Annotated in this window: 13 protein-coding genes; 5 read left to right on the top strand and 8 right to left on the bottom strand. The window is 60.5% G+C overall.

Annotation, left to right across the window (positions count from 1 at the left end; translation table 11 throughout):
- Positions 1-10: 10 nt before the first annotated feature.
- Complete coding sequence (locus tag HMPREF3147_RS10150; RefSeq protein ID WP_070447187.1) at positions 11-1846, top strand: ABC-F family ATP-binding cassette domain-containing protein; 1836 nt, start codon at positions 11-13, stop codon at positions 1844-1846.
- Between the two features lie 22 nt (positions 1847-1868).
- On the opposite strand, the gene HMPREF3147_RS10145 is transcribed toward HMPREF3147_RS10150, so the two are convergent.
- Complete coding sequence (locus HMPREF3147_RS10145) at positions 1869-2783, bottom strand: AEC family transporter (protein WP_070447185.1); 915 nt, start codon at positions 2781-2783, stop codon at positions 1869-1871.
- A gap of 158 nt (positions 2784-2941) precedes the next feature.
- Between HMPREF3147_RS10145 and HMPREF3147_RS10140 the strand changes: the two genes are divergently transcribed.
- Together HMPREF3147_RS10140 and HMPREF3147_RS10135 are read left to right on the top strand one after the other, a co-directional pair.
- On the top strand, positions 2942-3529 hold the full coding sequence (locus HMPREF3147_RS10140) for a hypothetical protein (RefSeq protein ID WP_246815766.1): 588 nt from the start codon (positions 2942-2944) through the stop codon (positions 3527-3529).
- A gap of 98 nt (positions 3530-3627) precedes the next feature.
- The gene (locus tag HMPREF3147_RS10135) at positions 3628-3948 is read left to right on the top strand and encodes a putative quinol monooxygenase (protein ID WP_070447180.1); all 321 of its coding nucleotides are present in this window, start codon (positions 3628-3630) and stop codon (positions 3946-3948) included.
- A gap of 72 nt (positions 3949-4020) precedes the next feature.
- On the opposite strand, the gene HMPREF3147_RS12935 is transcribed toward HMPREF3147_RS10135, so the two are convergent.
- On the bottom strand, positions 4021-6666 hold the full coding sequence (locus HMPREF3147_RS12935; RefSeq protein ID WP_246815765.1) for an acyltransferase family protein: 2646 nt from the start codon (positions 6664-6666) through the stop codon (positions 4021-4023).
- A gap of 88 nt (positions 6667-6754) precedes the next feature.
- Between HMPREF3147_RS12935 and HMPREF3147_RS12930 the strand changes: the two genes are divergently transcribed.
- Positions 6755-7027, top strand: coding sequence for a hypothetical protein (locus tag HMPREF3147_RS12930; RefSeq protein WP_210384593.1), 273 nt, complete (start codon positions 6755-6757; stop codon positions 7025-7027).
- Positions 7028-7087: 60 nt separating this feature from the next.
- On the opposite strand, the gene HMPREF3147_RS10125 is transcribed toward HMPREF3147_RS12930, so the two are convergent.
- Positions 7088-7885: an HAD family hydrolase gene (locus HMPREF3147_RS10125; RefSeq protein ID WP_256364862.1), complete on the bottom strand. Its 798-nt coding sequence runs from the start codon at positions 7883-7885 to the stop codon at positions 7088-7090.
- A 96-nt stretch (positions 7886-7981) separates the two neighbouring features.
- Between HMPREF3147_RS10125 and HMPREF3147_RS10120 the strand changes: the two genes are divergently transcribed.
- On the top strand, positions 7982-9016 hold the full coding sequence (locus HMPREF3147_RS10120; RefSeq protein WP_070447176.1) for an enoyl-CoA hydratase/isomerase family protein: 1035 nt from the start codon (positions 7982-7984) through the stop codon (positions 9014-9016).
- Positions 9017-9023: 7 nt separating this feature from the next.
- Here HMPREF3147_RS10120 and HMPREF3147_RS10115 read toward each other — a convergent pair whose 3' ends face one another.
- The 5 genes from HMPREF3147_RS10115 to HMPREF3147_RS10095 all read right to left on the bottom strand — a co-directional run bounded on the left by HMPREF3147_RS10115 (position 9024) and on the right by HMPREF3147_RS10095 (position 15687).
- Positions 9024-10184: a DUF6882 domain-containing protein gene (locus HMPREF3147_RS10115; protein ID WP_070447173.1), complete on the bottom strand. Its 1161-nt coding sequence runs from the start codon at positions 10182-10184 to the stop codon at positions 9024-9026.
- Positions 10184-11347 carry a glycosyltransferase family 4 protein gene (locus tag HMPREF3147_RS10110; protein ID WP_070447171.1) on the bottom strand — a complete coding sequence of 388 codons (1164 nt, stop codon included), beginning with the start codon at positions 11345-11347 and terminating at the stop codon, positions 10184-10186. Before HMPREF3147_RS10110 ends, HMPREF3147_RS10115 begins: the two co-directional genes overlap by 1 nt.
- A gap of 8 nt (positions 11348-11355) precedes the next feature.
- Positions 11356-12552 (bottom strand): NAD-dependent epimerase/dehydratase family protein, encoded by a 1197-nt coding sequence (locus HMPREF3147_RS10105; RefSeq protein WP_070447169.1) that lies wholly within the window; start codon positions 12550-12552, stop codon positions 11356-11358.
- 167 nt (positions 12553-12719) lie between these two features.
- The gene (locus HMPREF3147_RS10100; protein ID WP_070447167.1) at positions 12720-13316 is read right to left on the bottom strand and encodes a TetR family transcriptional regulator; all 597 of its coding nucleotides are present in this window, start codon (positions 13314-13316) and stop codon (positions 12720-12722) included.
- Positions 13309-15687, bottom strand: coding sequence for an MMPL family transporter (locus HMPREF3147_RS10095; protein WP_070447165.1), 2379 nt, complete (start codon positions 15685-15687; stop codon positions 13309-13311). Before HMPREF3147_RS10095 ends, HMPREF3147_RS10100 begins: the two co-directional genes overlap by 8 nt.
- Between the last annotated feature and the right edge of the window lie 197 nt (positions 15688-15884).

The following is a 15884-nucleotide window of genomic DNA, read 5'->3' as shown; positions in this document are numbered from 1 at the left end:
AACTCTCGATATGGCGAACCTCATTAACCTTGAAAATGTAACCAAGTCCTTTGGTCTCAAGACCCTGCTGGACGGGGTCTCCCTCGGCGTGCAAACCGGTGATCGTATCGGCATCGTCGGCGTCAACGGCGGCGGCAAAACCACGCTGCTGGAAGTTCTCACCGGCATCGAATCCCCGGACTCGGGCCGTGTGTCCCACAATTCGGATTTGCGCATGGCGGTGGTAACCCAGCGCTTTGAGCTGGAGGAGTCGCTCACCATCGCCCAGGTCATCATCGAGCCGCTTGGGTTGGAGACATTCGAATGGGCGTCTAATGCCAAGGTGCGTGATGTCCTCGGTGGCCTTGGCATCGTCGACCTAGGGCTAGACACCCCTGTGGGCTCGCTCTCTGGTGGTGAGCGCCGCCGCGTCAACCTGGCCGCCGCACTTGTTCAAGACCTCGATATTGTGGTGCTCGATGAGCCGACCAACCACCTTGACGTCGAAGGCGTGCAATGGTTGGCCAGCCACTTGCTTTCGCGCAAGCTGGCGGTCGTCGTCGTCACGCACGATCGCTGGTTCCTCGACACCGTCGCCACCACGACCTGGGAGGTGCACGATGGTGTCGTCGATGCTTACGAGGGTGGCTATAACGACTGGACCTTTGCCCGCGCCGAGCGTGCCCGCCAAGCTGATGCTATCGAGCAGCGCCGGCAGAACTTGGCGCGCAAAGAGCTGGCGTGGCTGCGCCGCGGGGCACCGGCCCGTACCTCGAAGCCGCGCTACCGCATTGAGGCGGCTGAGGCACTCATCGCGGATGTTCCTGCGCCGCGTGACAAGGTTGAGCTCATGGCCTTCTCTAAGCAGCGCCAGGGGCGCGTCGTCATTGAGCTTGAGGATGCCAAGGTCACAACCCCGGATGGCCGCACGCTGGTGGATCACCTCACCTGGCGGCTGGCGCCGGGCGAGCGCATCGGCCTCGTCGGTGTTAACGGTTCGGGCAAGACCACGCTGCTGCGCGCCCTTGCGGGTGAAGTAGGGCTCGCCGCCGGCAAGCGCATCGAGGGCAAGACCGTGCGGCTGGGCTGGCTTCGCCAAGAACTCGATGACTTGGATCCGCAGCGCCGGCTTCTCGACGCCGTCGAGGACGTCGCCACCTACGTCCACCTGGGAAAGAAGGAGCTCTCCGCCTCTCAGCTGGCTGAGCGTCTGGGCTTTTCCGCCAAGCGCCAGCGCACGCCGGTCGGCGATCTTTCCGGTGGTGAGCGCCGCCGCCTGCAGCTGACCCGCGTGCTCATGGCAGAGCCGAATGTGCTGCTTCTCGACGAGCCCACGAACGATCTCGACATCGATACTCTTCAGGAGCTGGAGTCTCTTCTAGATTCGTGGCCCGGCACCCTGGTGGTGATTTCCCACGATCGTTACCTCATCGAGCGCATCGCCGATAACACGTATGCGCTGTTTGGGGATGGCAAGCTCACTAACCTGCCGGGAGGCATTGAGGAATACTTGCGTCGCCGCCAAGAAATGGAAGCTGCCACCGCCCGCGGCGTTCTCGACTTGGGGGAGAGCTCCAAGAACACCGACGAACAAAGCGCGGAAGCCGCCCCGACCAAGCGTTTGAGCTCTCAGGAAGAGCGCGAGCTGACCAAGAAAATGAATGCGCTGGAACGCAAGATGAGCAAGCTCGACGACAAGACCGCGAAGCTGAATGAAAAGATGGCACAAGCCGCGGAGAAGATGTCCTCTGGTGAGGGGGACAGTGGTGAGCTAGCGAAGCTCGACACCGAGCTCAAAGCCGTTGCCGCCGAGCGCGAAGAACTCGAGATGGAGTGGCTGGAGCTGGGGGAGAAGCTCGAAGGCTAGTGCTTGACGGTTTGGCCTAGCCCTACCCAAAGAACCCGGCGATAGCCAGCATGGCCGGCAGGGAGAGGAAGGTGGTGAGGAAGACCGTATCGCGCGCCACCGTTTCTCCCGATTGGTAGGTCGCGGCATAGTTGTAGACGTTCTGCGCGGTCGGAAGCGCGGCCAAGATGAGCGCTGCGTAAAGCTCGTTGCCGCTCAGCCCCAAGGCTAGGCCTGCCGCTAAGGCGATGGCTGGCATGGCAATGAGCTTAAGAACCGTGGCGGTAATCGTCGGCAGGCGGTCGTTGGTCAGCAACCCTTTACCTGTAAGGGAGGCTCCGAAACTCATGAGGATCATCGGAATGGAAGCACCACCGAGGATCTCGAGGGGTGCCATGATGACATCGGGGACCTGCCAGCCAGCTGCAGAAACGATGAAGCCGGCGATGGCCGCGATGACGACAGGTGCCGTAAGTCCGGAAACCACGGAGCTGGCGATCGAACGCAGGCTTGTCCCCTGAGCGTTGAGGCCGGCGATGATGAAGGGGGAGAGTACCGCCATCTGGAGTACGAGTGCTGGCACCACAAAGGTGGCATCACCGATGACATAGGTCGCGATGGGCAGTCCAATGTTGACGGAGTTGTAATAGCTTGCCGCTGCCGCACCGGCCATCGTTTCTGCTCCGCTTCGCCGGAAGAACAGTGCGCTGAGCAACCCATACAGTGCCATCGTGGTGACTGAAGCAATCGCAATGACAGCGACAACGGGAGAGGTGAAGGCAGAGGTATCTGAGGTGGCCACGCTGGAAAAAATCAGCGCCGGGGTGGCTGCCCAGAACGCTGTGCGGTTGAACTGCAGGCGCGCCTCGCCCTCGCCAATAACGCCTCGGTGAGCCAAGAAGAAGCCCACCCCGATAACCACAAAAATGATGGCGAAGCCGGTTAAGACGTCCAGCAACAGTGATCAACCTTTCGAATAATTGTGAAAGCTAGCCTTCGGTCATTCTTTCACGTCGTGGCGCTGACGCCGGCAGGGGATAACAAAGTGGTATCGAAAATCCCCTAGAGCCGAGCAGACCTTCACTGCGCTCGCAGTTGTATGGCACGGTAGAAGGCATGAATTCCTTCCGTCGTGTTTCCCGTCTGTCCGCTACTGCCGCCGTGGCAGCATCCCTTAGCGCCGCTTTGTCGGTCTCCGCGGCCCAGGCCGCCCCGGCCAACTTTTCCTCCGCACAGCCGCAGGAACTGAACCAGTTGTCCTCACAGGCTGCCGAGCAGATCAATTCTTTTGAGATCGAGCTTCCGGCGCAGGCTTATGACCTGGCTAAGCAGTACAACGTCCAGCTGCCAAGCTTCATCAAGAAGCCGACCCCGGCCGTGGCAAATGAGCTCGTTGGTGCAACCCACGCCCACCTGCTGAAGCAGGGCCACCACGAGGATGCCAACGCCAAGAACATTGCCCAGGAGTGGGCAAACCAGGCCGCGGCTGGCAAGGTCACCTTCCAAGACAATGTTGGCGATGGCCTGACCCACCTGGAAGAGGGCAGCGGCAACATCTACAAGCTCACTGAGTCGGAAGCGAAGGACCGCGTGAACTGGCTCAACCGCGACGTGCCCGTGACCAAGACCGATGGCACCGGTTTCGGCGTAGCCCAGGCCTTTGATGGCACCCACGTCTACGTAGCGGAGTACTTCTTCAACTAAGCCGCCGCGCGGTTTATGAAAGCCGCCCTAGCAGAAGGCCCTGCCGCCTCAGGCAGGGCCTTCTGCACGTTTTCGTGGAGAGCGTTACAGTGGGGCACATGATTTTGATCAACGTACAGTTCCACGTTAAGCCCGAGTACGCGGATACCTTCCTGGACGAGATTGACTGGTACACCAAAGCATGCCAGGCAGAGCCCGGCTGCATCGACTTCAAGTGGTTCCGCGATCCGGAAGACAAGCAGCGCTTCCTGCTGCTTGAGTCCTACAAGGATGGCACTGACGTCGACCACGTCAACACCGAGCACTTCAAGCGCTCCTGCGAGGAGTTCCCGAAGTACCTGGTGGAGACCCCGGACATCATCAATACTTCCATTCCAGGTAAGACGGAGTGGGATAAGATGGCTGAATTCTCGGTCTAAACCGCATGCTTAAACAAAAGCCGCCCAGCTGTGAAGCTGGGCGGCTTTTCGTGATTCTTAGGTCTTTGTCGCTTAGCTGGAGCACACTGTAGTGAGGTTCTTCTCCTCGTCTGCGTACTGCTCGAGGGCAGCGTACAGAGCATCCGCGTACAGGTGCGCGCCTTCGGGTAGCGGGTGGACACCGTCGTCGTAAAGCATGGCAGGATTCTCCTGCGCTACTCCGCACCAGTCTGCGATATAGACGTTGTCGTGCGTCGTTGCGGCCTCGATGATTTCGGCGCGCGCCGGCCCCGTCCAATCGCGCTCACCGTAAGGCAACACGAGGACCAGTGTGCGCTCGGAGCCAACGATGTCGATGAGCTCGTCCATTTGGCCCTCAAACGTAGCTCCGTTGGTGCCCAAGCCCATAAATACGGTGGAGCGCAACTGCCCGGAATCCTTCAGCCCCTGAACCACGGGCAGGGCTGCCGAATAGTGGCGGGAGATAGCAGCGTCGATACTGATACCCGGGAAACGCTCACTAAGTGCTTCGGAAGCAGCAAGCATGACAGAATCACCGATCGCACTGATTTCGTTGCCAGTGGGTATCGCGCGCTTCTCCTTCGGCTTTGCAGTTTCCGAGGGCTGTGCCGGAGCGGAGCTAGCAGCCTGCTCGTTGGACTGCGCCATGCGCTCGAGCTCGCGCTCTAGTTCGCTCTTATCCTCCGAGGTCACCAGGGCATAGCCCACACCGAGCAGAGATAGCACGACGATGACGGGGACTGCAGGCCACAGGGCCTTGCCAAAGCCATCCTTAATCTCCTCCATGCTGGGGCGTGCCGACCAATAGGCATGCCACGTGGGGCGGAATCCGGCGCGGCGGAAGGGGTTTTCTACAAACTGGTAGGTCACCTCTGCCAGCAAGCAGCTCAGCGGAAGGCAAAGGAGACCCAGGAGCCACGAAGGGGCATCGGACAGCGCGTGGACAATCATGACCACCGGCCAGTGCCAGAGGTACAAAGAGAAGGAACGCTGTCCCAGCCAGCGCATCACGCGGGTGCGGAAGATCCAGGTAAGGGGGCCGGTTTCCCGCACCACTCCCCAAATCATCGCCGCGCCGAGCACACTGGTGAGGACCAAACCACCGCGGTAGGTGAATTCGCGGTCCGCGCCCATCCATACCAGTTGGGCAAGGTAAGCAACTAGTGCGAGAGCACCAACGGCACCGGCAAGAGTGCCCTTGTTTGCTGCCGGCCAAGAGTCGGCGTCGATGTCCTTGTCGGTGGAGGTCAAAAGCAGGGACAACATTGCGCCAATGAGGAGACCGAAGGCATGGGTATCGGTTCCGTAGTACACACGGGTGGGATCCTCGCCCGGGGTGAAGATGAGCGCCATCGCGACGGCCGAAGCAATCGTGAGGATCAGCGATACCGCGATGGGCAGACGCTTGGGCTTGCGGCGGGAAATGGCAAAGATGCCAAACATCAGCAGGGGCCAAATCAGATAGAACTGTTCCTCGACGGCCAAGGACCAATAGTGCGCGAAGACCTGCACTTCATTTGGCGCAAAGTAGGTTTGGCTGGTGGCGATTTGGGTCCAGTTGTTGACAAAGAAGAAGGTGCCCAAGAATTGCTGGCGGATGCCTACTGCTAGGTCGCCGCCGATGAGGGCCACAATCGCAGTACATATCGAGAGGACCACGAGGGCGGCGGGGAGAATGCGCCGGAAACGGCGGATCCAAAAATCCTTGAGGCTGATGCGCCCAGTCGCGTTGAATTCACGGACCAGCAGCGAGGTAATGAGGAAGCCGGAAAGGACAAAGAACATGTCCACGCCGAGGTAACCGCCGGGGAGGATATCCCCGAAGAAGTGATAGATCACTACGGCGAGCACCGCGAGACCACGCAGACCATCCAAGCCCGGTACTTGACGCAGCCGGGCGCGTCGACGGCGTGGTTTGGTTGCAGGTGCAGTTGTAGACGGGGCGGCTGTGCTGCGGGCGGATGCACTGGCAGCGGCAGGAGCCGTGGCGGGGGCCGTAGCCGCAGTGGCGGACGTCGCGCTTGCCGTTGCGGCGCCTACCGCTGCCGCGGTTGCAGCTGCCGGAGCCGCCGCAGCAGCAGTGGATTCCTTCGCTACCGGCCGCTTTGCTGAACGGCGCTTTTCTTGTTTTGTGCTCAGTACCCCGACGGACTGTGAGCGACGAGCCAGAGCCCGCGAAATCTCATTCTCGGGCCCGGCGGTTTCTTTTTTCTTTTTTCCCTTTCCCGGTTCTTTGGTCTGTTCAGGTGCCTCGGCCTTGATGGCCTCAGTGCGCTGGGCTTTTTGGCGCTCTTCGCCCTGTGCAGGATTCTTAGTAGGCTTGGGAGCCTTTTCTTTGTGTACAGCCGGTGCCGGAGTCGAGGCAGGCTTCTGTGTTGTGGCAGCTGTAGGGGACTTTGCCGCAGCGGGCTGGGAACCTGGTGTGGCGGCCGGAGTCTTGCTGGCACGGCTGGTCTCCGAGACCTTGTTTCCCGGAACAGAAGTCTTGTTCTGCTGCTCAGAACCTGTTTTCTGCGGGGCAGGGCTCTGCGTGATCGGGCGGCGAGGGACGGTGCGTCGTGGGCCCCGGCGGCCAGTCGAGACTACGTCAGCCTCCTCGCGGGCTTTGACGAGTTTGGCCTTCTTCACCGCCGCAGCTTTGGGAAGGGCGCTCGGCGACAAGTCCAGGGTGAAGTCTTCCGCTGGCCGTGGGCGCACGCGGCCAGGCCGCGCGGCTGGGCGCTGAGTGCTGGGCCGCTGAGCTCTGGGCGTAGCGCTTTTATCCGAGGTGGTGGGCTCGGCGGGAGTGGTCGACTTTCCAGGCTTCGTGGTGTCAGTAGGTGCGGTGGATGGAGAAGCCGATGAGGGCTTGACAGCCGTAGCGGACTTAGTAGACGCGGCTGAGACTTTAGATGCAGTAGTCGACGTTGAAGAAGGCTTCTGTGAAGCGGAAGGGGAGTCCGGAGTGGAACTCGATGTGGATGATTCGCCTTTTGCCAAGCGTGACACCATCGACCGCAAAAACTTCTTCACTTCACACTCCGCAGGTAGACACCGTGGTTCGGATACTGAGGCTTAGTAACCCGAGTAATCCTACTCTGTGCGCGTGGCTAGTCGGTCAAGGAGTCAGGGGAGCGTGTTAGGTGCGCAAAAGCTGGCGAAGCACGGTGCTGACGCCGTTGTCAGTATTGGGAGGGGCAATGATGTCCGCTAGGTCTTTCAGCTGCGGATGTGCGTTCTCCATCGCGACGGCTGTCCCGGCAGCGCGCAGCATTTCGAGATCATTGAGGTAGTCACCGAAGGCCACGGTGGCGGTGATGGGTACGTTGGCGAGTTCAGCGAGCTTGACTAAGGCTGCACCTTTATCCACGCCGCGAGCCATGACATCGAGCCAGACTTTGCCCGATACCGCCACGTTGTCTTCCGGGACAGCGCGGACAATGGGTTTGTAGATGTGTGCCTCTGAACCGGATTCGCAGAAGATGGCGATCTTAATGATGTTGCTATCGGGGACGGCGTCTAGGTCATCGACCCACGTGACCGCCTTGTAGTACTTGGAGATCTCTGCGCAGGCTGCATCGGATGCATCCCGCCCGACATAGGCGGTTTTAGGTGAGCACAGCACCACGGTGTGCTCCACATCCATGGCTGCTGAGGCCTCGCGTGCTGAGTGCACGGTCGCTTCTGGGAGCGGGAATGTCGCAATGATGTCGCCACCACGCATGACTACTGAGCCATTTTCAGCGATGAAGGTTTCGCCTTGCGGGAACATCTGCTTGAGTGTTGCCAGTTGGCGCCCTGAGGCCGGAACTAGCTCGCATCCACGGTGCGCGGCAAGCTCCTGCAGCTCCGCGAAGTCCGCTGGTAGTTGGCCGTGGGCATCGAGGAGCGTGCCGTCCATGTCAAGAGCAACAAGTTGTGGGAGCAAAAAAGTCACACCAATCTAAATGGGTTGGGCTAAAGCAGAAACCATGTCCAAGGTAGCGCCAAAAATAGGTGGCTGAAACATTTGTGATATGGAACACTGGTGCGCATGACTATGACTGATCCAGTACTCGTTTCTGTCCGCAACCGTACCGGAGTCCTTGAACTCAATCGCCCGAAGGCTCTGAATTCTTTGAACCCGGAGATGATTGACATCATCCGCCGCTCCCTCGAAGCGTGGGCGCAGGATGACGAGATTGAGCAAGTCCTGATTCATTCCAACAGCCCCAAAGCTTTTTGCGCCGGTGGCGATGTGCGCCACGCACGGGAGGGAATCGCGGAAGGAAAGTTGGAGGAGGTCGATGCCTTCTTCGCCAGCGAGTACCTCACTAACGGTGATATCGCCGAGTTCCCGAAGCCCTATATTGCCGTCATCGACGGGGTTGTGATGGGCGGTGGATTGGGTATCTCCATGCATGGTTCGCACCGCGTGGTAACTGAGAAGGCCTTCGCGTCGATGCCGGAGATGAATATCGGCTACGTCACGGACGTGGGAGTGGCCTATGCAGCGCAGCGCATGGTGGGCACACGCGGAGTAGCTTCGCCGGGCTTGGCAAAATTCTGGGGGCTCAGCGGCTACCGCATGTATGCCGCGGACATGCTGTGGACGGGTGTCGCAACCCACGTGGTTAAGGATGCCGCTGAGTTGATTGAGGCAGCTATCGAGCGGGGCATCGACGCAGCACTGGAGGATCTAGCTTTGCCTGCACCACAACAGCCGGCGCCGTTGGAGCAGGTAGCCAAAGACTTGGAGGAGACCTTCGCGCTGCCGACGTGGGAGGAGATTTCCGCAGAGCTCGACAAGCGCCCAACCATTGCCGGCGAAGTACGCCGCCTCATGGCCGCCGCCTGTCCAGCCGCCATCGTTGCGGCCAATGAGCTTTATGAGGCGGAGGCTGCTGTCGACGATATCCGCGAGGCCCTCCTACTGGAGCTCAAGCTGGGCATGCACATGTACCGCCGCCCCGATTTTTCCGAAGGCGTGCGCGCGGTGCTGGTGGACAAGACCCAGGATGCTGCGTTTAACCCAGCGACCACCGAGGAGGTTGACGCCGAAGAATTCCGCGCAGTGTTGAACTCCTAGTTAGGACTTATAGGCCACGTGCCTGCTGATAGGCGGCGCGCGCCCGGTGTTCATCCACTCCTTCAGGCACGGCAACGTTAAGGGTGGCCTGCGTGGCGGCCGGGGTCGGTGCGGGCAGATGGAAGGCAGGGGCATCGGTCAGCGCCAGCCCCTGGCGACCATCGGGCAGCTGCACAGGCAATAGGGTCCACAGTCCCAAGACCGGCATGGCTAACTGCGGCAGGCGCACCGAGCGCGCTTCGGGGATCGACACACGGGCGCGAATCAGCTCGGGGAGAGCATTGTCATAGCCGAAGCGGCGCAGGTTCGCCGCTGCTTGGGCGGACATGGAACTAGATAGCTCGTCCGCCCATGCCCAGGTGAACGTGTCCGTGGATGCGTCGAGAGTAGCAATGAGGTGGGCGGGAACCGTGAGCGAACCATAATCAGAGTTGACCACGGTGCGAGACGTGCCAGGGGCGAGGTCCGCAGACAGGTTGGGGAAGCGGGCCTCCAAGAAGAAATTATGCTCGGTGGCAAGAAAGTGGGCGTCAGCCAATACATCGCGTGCGCTAAGCCCGGCCTGGCCTGAGGGGTGGGGAAGGGCCGCGATCCGAGTGCCGTGGAAGCGCGCGAGGCCTTCTGCTGCCACCGGTGCCACGCCTAGATAGGAGGCGAGCTCAGAGGTAGCAAGGCGCTCGTCGACGCCCCCTTCGACATCCCCCGAGCGTTCGAGCCCGGCCAGGATGCTAACACGGGGATCCGGGGGGAGCTCCGTGAAATCGACGGCGACGAGTGCTTCGCCCTCACCCTGTGGGACGCGGAGAACGGGCCGGTCACCCACCAACCGCCGTGCTAAGCCGCGAAGCAGGGCGGAATCGGGCTGTGGTCCGTGGAACTGAGGTTGGGGCGCTTGTTCCGTCAAACCCGTGGCCCAGTGCAGCTGTCCATCCTGGATGGTGGCTAGACGCAGCCCATCGAAGTCATAGCTCCCTGAATCAGTACTAAAGCGCACCACCGCGCGCTGGTCTTGGTCTGGCTGCGCTGCTTGTCGGGCTTCGGGGGCGGGGGCAGCGGGCGTGAAGTTCACTTCGACGTCGCGCACGTCGCCCAAGCGGGACGTAAACGTGGCGTCGATGCCGGCTTGGATAAAAGCGCCTGCGGAGTACAGGTTCTGGGCGGAATCCATTAGTGCTCCTTGACTTCGTTTTCTTCCCTGCGGAAGGGGTGTTCGATAGCCTCCTCGTAGGCGTGGAGGAGGGCTTGGGTGGATTCTACCCAGGAATACTTTTCAGCCTCGCGGCGGGCGGCAGTGCCCATCGTCTCCCGGCGGGCAGGGTCTTCGAGGAGTCCGACCGTGGCGCGGGCCCAGGCCTCATCATTGGCGTCGGGAGCGATGAGGTGCCCGGTCACGCCTTCTTCAATGACGAAGGGGATACCACCGGCATTCGTGCCGACGACCGGCACGCCCGAGGCGAAGGACTCGAGTGCTACCAGCCCCAAAGTCTCCGTGGCGGAGGGGAAGAGGAAGACATCCCCCACGGCGAATGCAGCGGCGAGCTCCTCGCCAGACAGGTAGCCGGTGAACACTGTGTGCGCAGGATCGAAGCTAGCCTTGAGCTCCTCCAAAGCGGGACCATCGCCAACGATGGCCAGGCGGGCGTCGCTAAGCTCTGCCCGCACTAGCTGCATCACGTGGTCGAGGCGCTCCAAGTCCTTCTCTTTGGACACTCGGCCGATATAGGTCACCAGCGGGGTATCCGGGTTACCACCGGTGAGGCGCTCGCGCATCTGTGCTGTGGCGCGGTCAGGGTGATAGGTCTGCGTATCCACCGCCTTGGGCCACAACTGCACGTTGCGGATCCCCATCGTCCGAGCCTTATCCACCATGGGGCCAGAGGTGCACAGGTTCACCGCCGCCTGGTTGTGCAGGTACTTCAGAGCGGCCTCAGTCAGCGGGCGGGTCCATCCGATGCCCAGCGCATCGACGTATTCAGGCACGTTGGTGTGGAAGCTCGCCACCAGCGGCACGGCATCGCGCTGCGCGGCAAAGACGCCGAGGGCGGCGGTCCAAATGGGATTGACCGCGTGGATGACATCGGGATCGAAATCCCGGATCTCCTTGAAGAATTTCCACGAAGGCAGGCCGAATTTGATCTCCGGGTAGACCCACAGCGACAGACTGGGGATGCGGGTGACCTCGAAGCCGGCATAGGAGTCAGGAGCCTTGCCCGTGGCAAAAATCCGGACCTCGTGGCCCATCGCGGCCAACTGGTCCAGCGTGCGCGTCAGGCGCGTGACCACGCCGTCGATCTTGGGCAGGAAGACCTCAGTAACGATTGCGATGCGCACGGTGGGACTTAAGCCTCCGTGGAAGGAACGCCGGCGTGCTGCTGGCGTGTCCATAGTGACTGCGCCGGAATCTTGGAGCGGTCCGCGCGGTCGGCGTACTTACGCGCAACCTCCTCGACCTCATGGAGCAACCCCTCCGACAAGGTGGTCGGCTCCAGCCCTAGTTCGAGGAAAGTGTCGTTGGTGACGTGGAGTTCATTCTCCGCGGATTCCTTGCGCGGGTTCGGCACATAAGCCACTTCCGCACCAGAGATCTTCGCCAGCAACTCTGCTAAGTCACGCACGCGGTGGGTTTCGGTCATCTGGTTGATGATCTTCACGCGCTCACCGCGTGCCGGCGGGTTCTGCAGCGCTAGCTCGATGCAGCGCACCATGTCACGGATGTGGATAAAAGCGCGGGTTTGTCCGCCGGTGCCGTGCACGGTCAGCGGATAACCAATACCGGCCTGAATGAGGAAGCGGTTGAGCACCGTTCCGTAGTCACCGTCATAATCAAAGCGGTTGATCAGGCGCTCATCCTTCTGGGTCTGCTCAGCGTGCGTGCCCCAGATGATGCCCTGGTGTAGGTCGGTGATGCGCAGCTCATCATTTTTGGCGTAGTAGGCAAACAGGTGCTGGTCCAGCACCTTCGTCATGTGGTAGACCGAGCCCGGATTGGAGGGGTAGAGGATTTGCTGCTTGACGACGCCATTCTCCCCCGCATCCACCTGTACATCCAGGTAGCCCTCCGGGATCTTCATGCCGGCGGTGCCGTAACCGTAGACACCCATGGTGCCCAAGTGGGCGACGTGGATATCCTGCTCAGACTCGACAATGGCGGCGAGCAAGTTGTGGGTGGCGTTGATGTTGTTATCCACCGTGTAGCGCTTGGTGCGCGAGTTCTTCATGGAATAGGGGGCGGCACGTTGCTCAGCAAAGTGCACCACAGCATCTGGGCGCTCGGTATTCAGGAAATCCAACAAGCCGTCGTAGTCCTGGGCCACGTCGAGGTTGCGGAAGCCGATGGTCTTGCCGGAGACCTCGGTCCACGCAGCCAGGCGCTCCTCAATGGAGGCGATGGGTGTTAAGGATTCCGCGCCCAACTCCTCATCGATGGCGCGCCGGGAGAGGTTATCCACGATGATGACATCGTGGCCTTGGTCGGAGAGATAGAGGGAAGCGGGCCAACCGCAGAAGCCGTCTCCGCCGAGAATCGCTACCTTCATTTGTTATCTCTCCACATCACTGTCGGGGGCATGAGTTAGGGCGCCGCCGACGATGGGGGAGAAACCCGTCGCGGCGGCAAGCACTTTTCAATACCTTACCGTTGACAGCCCTCACATGAGGGCCCTTAACGGTAAACAGTGAGTGAATGTTTCCTAATTCTGCACAATCATGAGGACAGAGCGCGTAGAGCGGCGAAGGCGCGGTGGACTATATCTTCGGCAGAAAGATCAGCGCTGGTCAGAGTGCGCTCAGAGCATTCCTTGAGAGCGGCCAATGCAGCACCGGCGCATGCCTGCAAGGCCACCGCAACATGGAAAGCATCGTGAGCGGGGAAGCGTTTGTGAAAGGCTTCGAGTACGCCATGGGCCACGGCCTCATACTTCTTCTTTTCTTCGCGAGTCGTGCTGAGGTTCTCCAAGGCCTCACCGACGCGGAAGAGCGACGGAAGCGACCACAGTTCGGCCTGCTCATCCTTTATGGAATCCAGCACGATGTTTTCGAAAAGTGCGGGGATGTCCTGCGAATCTGGGTGGATGTGCGGAACGTCCTTGGCAAACTCTTCAAGTACGCCAGCTGTGAAATAGAGCAAGGTATCGGCCGCCGAGGTGAAATAGTTGTGGAAGGTTCGGGCGGACACTCCGGCGGCGGCGGCGATAGCGCTCACCGTGACCGCGTCGCCGCCGTGGGTAAGGGCAAGACGCGCGGAAGAATCAGCAAGCGCGCGGCGCGTCGCCTGCTTCTTCGTTTCGCGCAAGCTAGCCATTCTTTACCTTCTCCTGTTGATAAGCCATGAGCTTGTCGCGGTCCTTGGACAGTGCTTCACCTTCGATGTCGAGATTGGGAGTGATCTTATCCAACCACTTCGGGTAGTACCATGCTCGGGAATCCAGGATAAACATGGTGGCCGGGATGATGAGCATGCGGACCACGAAGGCGTCGAAAAGCACGCCCACTGCCAAGGCGAAGCCCATGGTCTTGATGAAGGGCTCATCCATGAGGATGAAGGCAGCGAACACAGAAATCATGATGAGGGCTGCGGCAGTTACCACGCGGGCACCGTGCTTGAAGCCGTTCGACGTGGCGTTGCCTGCCGTCTTGCCATGTGTATAGCCCTCGCGCATGCGGGTGACCAAGAAAACTTGGTAGTCCATGGCCAGACCAAAGGTGAGACCGATAAGCATGATAGGCAGGAAGGATAGCAGTGGCTGCGGGTCATCGATGATGCCAAACATGCCCTCCTGGAAGATTGCCACCGTCACGCCGAAGGCAGCGCCCATGGACAGCGCGAAGCCGGCGGCAGCGATGAGCGGTACCCACAGGGAGCGGAAGACGAGCATGAGGACGAGGAAGGCTAGGCCCAGGACGATGGCGATGTAGGGGACGAGGACGTCGCTGAGCTTTTCAGAGATGTCATCGAAAATCGGGGTAATACCCGTGATGCCGTAGCTACCGCCGGTGGAGTCCGTGAACTCTTGCTGGTAATCGCGCAAGTGGTTAAGTGTCTCGGTGGTTTCCGGATCAGTGGCGCCGGTGGTCGGCGTGATCATGATCTGGGCGGCGTCACCATTGTCGGTGGTCTGAACAATCTGGGCATTCTCTACGCCCTCGGTGCTCTGGATCTTGGTGAGCAGCTCCTGGAAAGCCGGCAGGCGGTCCTGTTCAGCCACGTCGGCGACGTCCACGAAGGCGATCATCGGGGCATTGCGGCCGGGGCCGAAGGCCTCCTCGGTCATTTCATAGGCCTCGCGTTGCGGTGTGCCCAGCTTGGCGGTGCCGTCGGTGGGCATGGCCAGGCGCAGGTTCGCTGCCGGGATGGCGAGGATTCCCAAGAGAACGACGCCCGCAATAAGATGCAACCACGGGTGGGCGCGGATGCGACGTACCCACAGCAAGCCCATGGTGGGCTTTTCGTCTTCCGGATCCGGAACCTTGGGGCCAGGGACGCGGCCGGCAAAAATCTTGGTGCCGAGCAGGCCGAGCAGGCCGGGGATAAACGTGAGGGCCACGCACACCGCGATGATGACGGTGGCGGCTGCGGCGAGTGCCATCGTGGACAGGAAGGGAATGCCGATGATGGTCAGGGCAGCGAGTGCGATGACCACGGTGATGCCTGCAAACACCACGGAGGAGCCGGCGGTTCCCAGCGCGATGCCCATAGCATGCGCGCGGGTAGCCTTGTCCATCTTTTTCAGCTCTTGAGCTAGCTCCTTCGGACTCAAGTCGTTGAGGCCAGAGGAGGTAATGAGCTCATTGCGGAAGCGGTTAACAATAAACAGGGCATAGTCAATGCCCACCGCCAGGCCAATCATGGAGGCCAGGGTCGGCGTCATATCGGAAATGGTGTCCGTAAACAAGGTGCACAGCTGCACGCCCAGGATGCCAATGCCCACACCAATGACGGCGGAGATGAGAGGCATGCCGGCGGCGACAAAGGAGCCGAAGGTGATAAGCAGCACCACGGCGGCGACGATGATACCGATGAGCTCCGCGGAGCCGTTCATACCTTCGGCCGCACCGTTGAAGGCGTTGCCAGAGTACTTCACGGTGAGGTCGCTGCCATTGCCATCGAAGTCCTTGAGAATGTCGGTGACTGCAGTGCGGTCTTCGGGAGCAATGTCCATGACATTGTCGGCGTCAAAGGTCACAGAAACGGTACCGGTGCGCTTGTCTTCGCTGAGTGGGGAGAGCTGCTGCAGGTTCTTGTCAATCTGTTCTTGTGGCATGCCCTGGGAGGCCATCTGCTCACCCATCTGTTTGTGCATGCCAGCAGCGGCCATAACGGGGCTGACCAGGGAGTCAGTATCGGTGAGAACTCCGGTGTCCTTCAACTCGCCGAGCAGCTTGTCGACGTCCCCCGCTACCTCCGGGTCCGCCAGGGTCTTTCCCTCGGGGGCTTGGATGAGCACGGAGCCCGACGGCTCGCTCATGGCGTCGGTCTCGGTTCCGAAGCGCTCCATCATTTCTTCTTGAGTGACGGTGGAGTCCATGTCCGGCATGGAGAAGTTTGGGTTGGGCGATTGGGCAAAACCAGCGGCGAGTCCGCCGAGGCCGATGAGAAGCACCAGCCAGAAGGCTAGGAAGGGCCATACCTTTCGGTAGGACCAGCTGCCTAGGCGGTAGAGGAATTGGGACATACGTGTTCCTTTAACGAAGTGACAGTGCACGTTTCAGATACTGCGAAACATTGCACAGTCTATGCAAAATTGCGCTCGATGTGTAAGTTGCGGTGGGTAACATTACGCGAGCGCTTTTCTATGACTCAACTCACTGGTTTGTGTGGAGGTGCGACGGCGAAAACTAGGTTGCGTCGTGGCACTGTAGACTAACCCGC

It is taken from the genome of Corynebacterium sp. HMSC05D03 (assembly GCF_001807205.1).
GTDB classification, from domain to species: Bacteria; Actinomycetota; Actinomycetes; order Mycobacteriales; family Mycobacteriaceae; genus Corynebacterium; species Corynebacterium aurimucosum.
The sequence above is the reverse complement of the archived record's forward strand: the minus strand, read 5'-3'. Positions and strand labels throughout refer to the sequence as shown.

What these genes read in the sequence shown, in the direction of transcription:
- HMPREF3147_RS10115 (WP_070447173.1), bottom strand. Translation starts at nt 10,184, where the DNA reads ATGGATTCCGCCCAGAACCTGTACTCCGCAGGCGCTTTTATCCAAGCC.
- HMPREF3147_RS10140 (WP_246815766.1), top strand. Translation starts at nt 2,942, where the DNA reads ATGAATTCCTTCCGTCGTGTTTCCCGTCTGTCCGCTACTGCCGCCGTG.
- HMPREF3147_RS10105 (WP_070447169.1), bottom strand. Translation starts at nt 12,552, where the DNA reads ATGAAGGTAGCGATTCTCGGCGGAGACGGCTTCTGCGGTTGGCCCGCT.
- HMPREF3147_RS10135 (WP_070447180.1), top strand. Translation starts at nt 3,628, where the DNA reads ATGATTTTGATCAACGTACAGTTCCACGTTAAGCCCGAGTACGCGGAT.
- HMPREF3147_RS10095 (WP_070447165.1), bottom strand. Translation starts at nt 15,687, where the DNA reads ATGTCCCAATTCCTCTACCGCCTAGGCAGCTGGTCCTACCGAAAGGTA.
- HMPREF3147_RS10100 (WP_070447167.1), bottom strand. Translation starts at nt 13,316, where the DNA reads ATGGCTAGCTTGCGCGAAACGAAGAAGCAGGCGACGCGCCGCGCGCTT.
- HMPREF3147_RS10150 (WP_070447187.1), top strand. Translation starts at nt 11, where the DNA reads ATGGCGAACCTCATTAACCTTGAAAATGTAACCAAGTCCTTTGGTCTC.
- HMPREF3147_RS10120 (WP_070447176.1), top strand. Translation starts at nt 7,982, where the DNA reads ATGACTATGACTGATCCAGTACTCGTTTCTGTCCGCAACCGTACCGGA.